Below are 7320 nucleotides of genomic sequence, written 5' to 3' on the forward strand. Positions count from 1 at the left end.
TCGGGTATGTCACGTTTCACGAACAGCCCTCCTGACGAGTGGGACTACCTGATGCGTAACTTGGTAGAAGGATCATTGACTTTAGCGCATCTATATAAATAGGTGATTGCTGTTCCGTTGTCAACAACCCTCGATGATCACCGCTATTCCAGTCCCCTCCCTTCGGCTCTACACTGTCCTCGCCTGCGGGTGAATCATCTGCGGGCAGGGGCAGTTCGCGTGAGACCGGCGCGGCTCCGACGGGAGCGACGCCGGGGAGTGAGGATTGAGATGAAGATCGCCATCGGCGAGTTTTCCCATGAGACCAACACGTTCCGCGCCGGTACGACGCCGGTTGAGGCGTTCAGGAACCGTCACTGGCTGAGCGGCAACGAGGTCATCAGCGGCCACCGCGGCGTCCGCGACAGCATCGGCGGGATGCTTGCCGCCGCCGAGCGGCTGGGCATCGAGGTCGTGCCGACCTTCTCGACCACGACTGAGCCATCCGCCACAATCGCGCGCGCCGCCTACGACGAAATCCGCGACCTGCTGATCGACGGCATCCGCGCGGCCGGCGAGGTCGACGCGCTCTGCCTGGCGCTGCACGGCGCTGGCGTCGCCGAGGGCATCGACGATCTGGAGGGCACGCTGCTGGGCGAGATTCGCGAGGTCGTCGGGCCAGACCTGCCGATCCTCGTCACGCTGGACCTGCACGGCAACCAGACGCCGGAGATGGTCGAGCACGCCTCGGTGCTGTTGAACTGCCACCTCTACCCGCACACCGATATGTACGAGCGCGGCATCGAGGCGGTCGAGCTGGCCCAGCAGATCGTCGAGGGTTCGCTCAAGCCGGTCATGCACATGGTCACGCTGCCGATGACGATCCCGCCGTCGACGACGATGCTCGGCACCGCCAAGGCGATCAACGAGCTGTGCTGGGAGTGGGAATCCGGACCCGGCGTCGTCGATGTCTCGTTCGTCCACGGCTTCCCGCACACCGACGTGCCATTGATCAACGTCACCGTCGTCGCGACGACGAACGACGACCCGGCGCTGGCCAAGCGCGCGGCAACGACCGTCGCCCAGGCGATCTGGGATCGGCGCGATGAGTTCCTGGCTCCGCTGCCGGACGCCGAGGAGGCGGTCGCGCAGGCCATCGCCAGCGACAAGCGACCGGTCATCGTTGCCGAAGTGTCGGACAACCCCGGTGGTGGCGCTCCTGGCGATGGCACCCGCCTGCTGCGGGCGCTGCTGGCAGCCAACCCGGAGCGCGCCGCCTTCGGCTTCATCGCCGACCCGGATGTCGCCCGCCAGGCCCACGAGGCCGGCGTCGGCGCGGAGATCGACATCAGCCTGGGTGCCAAGTCGGACGACCTGCACGGCACGCCGATCGAGACCCGCGCCTATGTCAAGGCCCTCACCGATGGCCGCTTCATCTACAGCACGCCGATGGGTGCTGGGCGGCAGGGTGATCTCGGGCTGATGGCACGGCTGGTGATCGGCAATGTCGATGTCCTCGTCTCAACTATCCGCACACAGACGCTGGATTCCGAGGTGTTCCTGCTGCACGGCATCGATGTCCGGCGCTACGACATCGTCGCGCTGAAATCACAGCAGCACTTCCGGGCAGGGTTCGTCGATATCGCCGGCGAGATCATCCGCAGCGACACGACTGGCTCGACCTCGTCCAACCTCGAAGCACTGCCGTTCCAGCGCGTCGCCCGTCCGATCTGGCCGCTCGACCGCGATGTCACCTGGGACGGAGCGAACTAGCCATCTCCTGGGTTGGACTGCATCAAACGGGTGGGAGATTCCTCGCGTGCGCGCTCGGAATGACAGGAGAAAGGGGCAGCTGCCGATCCGGCACCTCGTCATAGACAAAGCAAAGAACGGGCCGACAGCGCCAGCATGTCACGCATGCAGGCGCGGCAGCTTTCCATTGTTCCTCTGTCATCTGCCGCCCGGAGGGCACCCGGCAGTGAGAGATCTCCCACCCGTTCGACTCAGTCCAACCTGGAGAGATTTCTCACTGCGGTTCGAAATGACAGGACAAGGGGTTGGCTGCCGGACCGAACTGCTCGCCATTGCTGGCATTGCCGACTCGCTGGGCTGGCAACCTCCATGTTCCCCTGTCATCTTGAGGTCGCAACCGAAAGATCTCCCACCAGTTTGACGCAGTCCAGCGCAGGGGAGATCTCTCACTGCGGTTCGAGATGACAGGTCACAAAGTAGGCTGCCGATTGGACATCTTGACATTGACAACGCACTGAATGTGAATGGTCCAGCTCAGAGAGTCCGTCAGGCGAGAAACGGCTTCTTGATCCTGGCGTATGGGACAGCCCTGGCGCTGTCATCGCCGTCAGGCGACCGTCCCGCGCAGATCATTGCGATCTTGGCGAATCGCCTCCCTTATCGTCCCCAAAGTGCAGGGGCGTATGCGATACGCCCCTGCACTTTGGGGACGGTGCGACGCCCCGCGTCGGGCCGTCGGCATCCAACGCGGGGGAGATCTCTCGGCTGCGGCCTCGAGTTGACAGAAGTCATGGGACGCTACCGAATCGACAGGTTGCCGTTGACAGCCCATTCTGAATGGCAGAGTCACTGGAATGATGCCTACTCACCGCTATGCCCATCATCAATCGCCCACTCATCGCGCCCAACGCAGCGAATGCGGACGGCGCGTCCAAGGAGTGCCGAGAGGGAGCGTTCGACCGGCTGGCGGAGTCGGCCTTCGAGGAGGCGGCGAGCGACCGGGGATGGCGAAGCGAGCAGCATGAACTCAGCGGCATCCTGCCCAATCGGCACGACCCCGGCGAGCCGCTCAATCTCGCCGGGCGACGCAGCCGCAGCAAGGTCAGTCAGCACCACGTGCCAGACCTGACGGCCCAGATCGACATCTGACTGCGAAACACGAAGCGCCGGCGGGATTGACTCTTCCTGAGGCGTCGGATCGGAAGATGCGGCTTCGGTGATGTGGAAGCTGACTGCCACCGGCTTGGACAGACGCGCATTCAACAGGCGCTCAACGAGGGGACGATATTCGGCGGACAGCTTGCCGACAACCGCGTCGGATGCCACCTCAACCTCAACCATGCCCCGCCAATAGCGACGGATGAAGCTTCCCGCAAACAGCAACTCGAACGTTTCCCCGGAGAGGACTCCGCTGAGGTCAGCCAGCACACTCGCCCAGGTGCGAGCACCACGTGCGCCACCGGGCAGGCGCACGTCGGGCGGCGTGGATTCAGATGTGCTGGCGGAGGCGGTTACTCCTGATAGCGCTGCCAGCGATGCGTCATCCGCGCTGCCCGGGCCACGTGGTCCGTCACCGTCGGCCGCCCAGCGCTGGACGATCTCGCGGATGCGCTTCGGCGCGACGAACGCCGATCCCGCGGCGACCGCCTCACGCAGCGCGGCGACGAGCCAATCGGAGCCGGTGGATCCGGCGGCACGAGCTGGAGGATCGGCATCGCGCTCAAGCTCGGCCAGCATGATGCGCTCGAGCGGTGTCGATCGTCGGTCATTGGCGGCCTCGAAGATGGAAACGACCAGTGGACATGGATCGACCACAGGGCCTGCGCCGCGCTCGGTAGCGGCTCCAGCAGCACGCCGCTCGGTCGGTGGGCTGCTCGTCGCGACGCTTCCAGTGGATCGAGACTCGACCGGTCCGCCCGGTGTGTCTTCGATCGGATCAGCCGCCCGAGCATGCCCCATGAGTGCGCTGCCCGTCCTACCATCTCGATTGTCCTCCTCGGCCTCAATTGGTTGCTGTTGCGCGGTCATCGCGTTCTTCACCGTCGACGCATTCCCGGTGGCGCGTGTCTCGGTCAGTTCGCTGTTTGCTGGGATTGCTGTTTGGGCCTGATCGCCACGAGTCGCAGCCGACGGCACATCCGGCATACGCGCAATCTCCCCCGCGTGCTCTGCGCGCGAGGTTGTCGTTGTTGTCGTAGTGATCTGGTTTTGGTCATACGTAGTGTTGGCCGCGGCAACATCGGTTGACTGACCATCGCTGCTCAGACCAGCACTGCTCGGGGATTTGGCGGCTGAACCTGTGTTGGCCTCAGCAGCTTCCGGTGTTGAACCAGTGTTGGTGTGCCCAACAGCGGGACTGCTGATCATCTGCTGACCTCTGTTGGTCACTGCAACACTGGTCGGCCCCGAGCCATCTGCAACACCGTCTTGTTCGCCCGAAGACAACACATCGGCCTCGTACTGACCGATGGTTAGTTCCACGGGAGTTGATGCTGATGCTCCCTGTGTTTTCGATCGTTTCCGGTGTCCGGCGCGTGTTCGCGCGCTGGCGCGCTCTTCGAGTTCGCGCGTGCGCTCCTGGAGCTGTTGCCAGAGCGGGTCGCTGGCCAGCTCCTCAAGGATGGCGTGCCAGACGTTGTTGCGGTCGATCGGGGCGAACTTTGGGGAGTAGACGCGCCGTGTGTAGCGGTAGACGGCAGTGTCTGCATCGGCAAGTCTCGCGACGGCCATGACATCGGCAGCACGGAGATTCACGCCGTCGTCGCGATCCTTCACGCGGTATAGATTATGAGGCACGCGCCACCGACGCCCTTTGGCATCGGTGCGCAGGATCATCTCCTTGCGGATCTCGATCAGATCCAGCGCGACCAGGATCTTGTTGATCGTCATCAACTCGGCTCGATCTTCTCCATAGAAGTCGGCCTCGGACTGCTGGCTGGGGAAGGCGTAGCCACGATGTGGCGACTCTTCGCGTCGATCAGTCCAGACGGTATAGGAGTTGATCAGCCCGACGCCTTTGAGGCCGATGAGCGGTGCATACTGCGTCACGACCGTGTTCCAGTGCCAGAACCAGCCGCGGCGGCGAACATCTTCACCGCTCTGAGCCCGCTCTGTCGCACCATCGCCGGTCGTTCGCGCCGCCGCGCCGACGTCGCTCGAGTCCGTGCGCATTAGCTCGGTGCCAGCGCTGGCGGGATCGCGCGCGGCGCCCGCTCGGCCCGATGCCGAGTCTGCACTGCGCTTGGGTTGTCCGGACTCTGGACTAGCCACGATCTCCGTTACCCCACTTGATCCATTCAGGAACACCGATATCCGGAACTCAGAGTAACAGGATCTTATCATCAACTCAAGTGTGCGGTTACGTGACATATTGCAGACGTCGACGTGGCACACGTGGCGATTGCTGCGTGATGAATCAATTGCGACGATTCAACTAACACATTGACGATTGAACCAGCATCGCATATCGTCACGTGTGACGAGTTGGTGGCGATCGACGTGCGGATGCGTGCGCAGTTTGCGAAGCTGGCTGGAGATGCTGAAAGGGGCGTTCGGAGTGGAAATCATCCTGCCGTACCGGACGGACTGGCGCGACATGGAGAACGTGCTGGACTACTGCAAGGGCAAGGGGGCCGATCGCTCCGCACTTGAGGTTCGTTTCGGTGCCGGCGAGGGCCTGCGGGAGACGCTCAATGCACTGGAGCAGCTTGGCCTGATCGAGCGCAGTGACGTCGGCGATGTCCGCCTGACGCTGCTCGGTGAGCAGCTCGCGTATGCGCCTGATCGTGTCCAGCGTGGTGAGCGCCTGGTCGAAGCGATTGCAACCTATGCACCATATCGCGCCCCGCTGGAGCGCGCGATCGCTGAGGACCTGGCGGTGCTCGATGCGCCGTGGATCGAGCATCTGTGGCAGGTCGATATGCGACTTGGGCAGCCTCGCAACCGGGTCGAAGAGGCGCGCACGTTCTTCTTCCGGCTCGCCGACGAGGCCGATCTGGGCATCTATCGGCGTGGCGTGCGCGGCCAGACGACTCGGCTGGAGCTTGCCGGCAGCGCGGCGGTGGCGCTGGCCCCGTTCCTCGATCGCCGGAATGACGCGCCGGCCCAGCCCGCCCGTAGCGAGCCTGCGGATTTGCCTTTGGCTCCTCAGCCGCGCGAGACTGACAGCACTGGCGCCCAGGTCGCTGGACAACCGCTGACGTTGCCGACAGCGGTCGCTCCCGGCGTATCCATGTCGATTCAGGTTGACATGACCGATTGGGACATGGAGCGTATCGAACGCTTCCTCACGCTCGTTCGTCGCCTGAACCTCGCCTGATGCTCGGTCGGCTAGTGGGCCACCACGTCGTAAGAAGCGAGCGCGTCCTGACGATCAGGTCCATCACACAGGAATACCGGAAGATGTGGTTCTGTGCAGGGAACATATCCCAGATAGCCGCTGACCGGCAGGCCGCATCTGGCAACGACAAAGTGATCGCCGGCAGCCTGTGATGGCAGCGCGATACGATGAACCTGACGGCAGAACTTGACGTGGTGACGAAAATGTGAGAGTTTATCTCATGACAATACTGAGATGATCCATGCCGTCGCACTCTCGCATCTTCTTGGGCTCGTCTCGTGTTACCATAAAGACGAAACCCTCGCTTTGTGGTAGGTCTGACAATTCGGAAGCTTTGACGCGCGGGCTGTAATGTGGGCGCCTCGCCCGCGCTGAGCGAGTGGTGCAACCGGCCGATGATTCGCATCGTGCCGGTTTGCTGTGTCGCTACCGGCTGGATCCAGTTCTCGTAGGAGGGGACTATGGCCGACCGGATAGTGATCATTGATGCCGACAAGCAGTCGGCAAGCCGCATGTGTGTGGCTCTCCAGGACGCCGGGTTTGACGTCGTTGTGGCGTCACACGGCGCAGATGCCTGCGATCTCCTGCAGGCACGCGAGACCAGTCTGCTGATTCTCGATACTGATCTGCCCGATATCGACGGCTACAGCCTGCTGTCGGATGTCTGTAGCACCTGCTACAACGGGCCAAGCATCTTCGTTTCGACGCACACCGACATCGACCATAAGCTGCGAGCGTTCGCTCTCGGTGCCGATGATTACATCATCAAGCCGTTCGAGCCGCTGGAGCTTGTTGCGCGCGTCGCGAGCGTCTGCCGCCGCTATGTCCGCGCCACCTCGGCGACCGCCGGAACGACGGTGCGTGTTGGTGATGCCGAGCTGTCGATCGGCGAGCTCTCCTATCGCAGCGAAGTGGTTGAGCCGATCAGCCTGACGCCGACCGAGATGCGCATCCTCGAGGTGCTCATGCGCAACCCGGCCATCGCCCTCTCGCGGGATCGGCTGATCGAGCGCGTCTGGGGCTATGACTTCATCGGCGAGACCAATCGCGTCGATGTCTATGTCCGTCGGATCCGCTGCAAGATCGAGCCGGATCCGGATCATCCTCGCTACATTCACACTGTTCGCGGTATCGGCTATGTGTTTCGTGCTAGCGGGCAGCGCGGAGTAGAGTTGCCATTTTCCACCCGGGATCTGAAGCTGGTGAATCAGATTCCCGCCTGAGACCGGCAGTCCTGATCGTCGCGCCGC

General features: G+C 63.1%; 4 protein-coding genes and 1 riboswitch. Of the genes, 3 read left to right on the top strand and 1 reads right to left on the bottom strand.

The window, feature by feature from the left end:
* Positions 1–258 precede the first annotated feature (258 nt).
* Complete coding sequence (locus M9890_14935) at positions 259–1752, top strand: M81 family metallopeptidase (GenBank protein MCO5178248.1); 1494 nt, start codon at positions 259–261, stop codon at positions 1750–1752.
* 840 nt (positions 1753–2592) lie between these two features.
* On the opposite strand, the gene M9890_14940 is transcribed toward M9890_14935, so the two are convergent.
* Complete coding sequence (locus tag M9890_14940) at positions 2593–4902, bottom strand: hypothetical protein (protein ID MCO5178249.1); 2310 nt, start codon at positions 4900–4902, stop codon at positions 2593–2595.
* A gap of 337 nt (positions 4903–5239) precedes the next feature.
* On the opposite strand from M9890_14940, the gene M9890_14945 reads away from it, so the two are divergent.
* Together M9890_14945 and M9890_14950 are read left to right on the top strand one after the other, a co-directional pair.
* Positions 5240–6049 (top strand): hypothetical protein, encoded by an 810-nt coding sequence (locus M9890_14945; protein MCO5178250.1) that lies wholly within the window; start codon positions 5240–5242, stop codon positions 6047–6049.
* Positions 6050–6388: 339 nt separating this feature from the next.
* A riboswitch (cyclic di-GMP riboswitch) is annotated at positions 6389–6471 on the top strand.
* Between the two features lie 60 nt (positions 6472–6531).
* Complete coding sequence (locus tag M9890_14950; protein MCO5178251.1) at positions 6532–7293, top strand: response regulator transcription factor; 762 nt, start codon at positions 6532–6534, stop codon at positions 7291–7293.
* The last annotated feature ends 27 nt before the right edge of the window (positions 7294–7320 follow it).

Source organism: Thermomicrobiales bacterium, assembly GCA_023954495.1.
Lineage (GTDB): Bacteria > Chloroflexota > Chloroflexia > Thermomicrobiales > CFX8 > JAMLIA01.

Bases quoted from the DNA above. Each gene is read 5' to 3' on its own strand.
- M9890_14940 (MCO5178249.1), bottom strand. From the start codon at position 4,902: ATGCGCACGGACTCGAGCGACGTCGGCGCGGCGGCGCGAACGACCGGC.
- M9890_14950 (MCO5178251.1), top strand. From the start codon at position 6,532: ATGGCCGACCGGATAGTGATCATTGATGCCGACAAGCAGTCGGCAAGC.